Origin of the sequence: Kurthia sibirica (genome assembly GCF_003143975.1) — a bacterium.
GTDB lineage: Bacteria > Bacillota > Bacilli > Bacillales_A > Planococcaceae > Kurthia > Kurthia sibirica.
The window spans coordinates 1-1,005 of record NZ_QFVR01000078.1 but is presented as its reverse complement, the minus strand read 5'-3'; the positions used below and the strand labels follow the sequence as shown (position 1 = coordinate 1,005).

At 39.0% G+C, this 1,005-nt stretch carries 1 protein-coding gene and 1 pseudogene; both read left to right on the top strand.

Going from position 1 to position 1,005, the window contains the following annotated elements; translation table 11 throughout:
* Positions 1–291: pseudogene (locus DEX24_RS16985) on the top strand (ABC transporter ATP-binding protein); the annotation flags it as partial.
* Positions 284–1,005, top strand: a 722-nt coding sequence (locus DEX24_RS16980; protein ID WP_109307523.1) for an ABC transporter ATP-binding protein, incomplete at its 3' end; no start/stop codon positions are given. The pseudogene DEX24_RS16985 and the gene DEX24_RS16980, both read left to right, overlap by 8 nt.

Sequence of the window (1,005 nt, the reverse complement as noted above, 5' to 3'; positions counted from 1 at the left end):
TTACTTGGTTCAATGCCTGATTTGGAAAACAAATCGGATGAACTATTACGTACGATTCCAGGTTCACCACCCGATTTAATTCATCCACCAATTGGCGACGCTTTTGCGGCGCGCAATGAGTTTGCGATGCAAATCGACTATGAACAAGAGCCACCAATGTTTGAAGTATCACCGACTCATTTTGCTAAAACATGGTTATTGCATCCGGATGCTCCAAAAGTAGAATTACCTGAAGCAGTAGCTAAACGCATCGAAGGTTATTTAGCGAAGGAGGAGGAGCAGCATGTCTGAGAAAATTCTTGAAGTCAAAAATTTGAAGCAGCATTTTGGTACAATCAAAGCAGTTGATGGTATTAGCTTCGACGTTTATAAAGGAGAAACTCTTGGTTTAGTAGGTGAATCAGGTTGTGGGAAATCAACAACCGGTCGCTCAATTATTCGTCTTTATGATATTACCGATGGAGAAGTATTATTCAAGGGACAAAATATTCATGGTAAAAAATCAAAAGATGAATTAAAAGCATTCAATAAAGAAATGCAAATGATTTTCCAAGATCCCTATGCATCATTGAACCCTCGTATGACAGCTGGCGAAATTATCGCAGAAGGTTTTGACATTCACGGGATGCATAAAGATCGAAAAGTACGCAAAAACATTATTGGTGAATTACTTGAAGCAGTAGGACTAAACCGTGAACATGCCAATCGTTATGCGCATGAATTTTCAGGCGGTCAACGTCAACGTATTGGGATCGCACGTGCATTAAGTTTAGACCCAAGCTTTATCATTGCCGATGAACCAATTTCAGCATTGGATGTTTCTATTCAAGCACAAGTAGTAAACTTATTGAAGCAACTACAAAAGGAACGAGATCTCACGTATTTATTCATCGCTCATGATCTTTCGATGGTTAAATATATTTCGGACCGTATCGCAGTTATGCGCAATGGACAGATTTTAGAATTAGGTACATCTGAAGATATTTATTATCATCCGGTGCATCC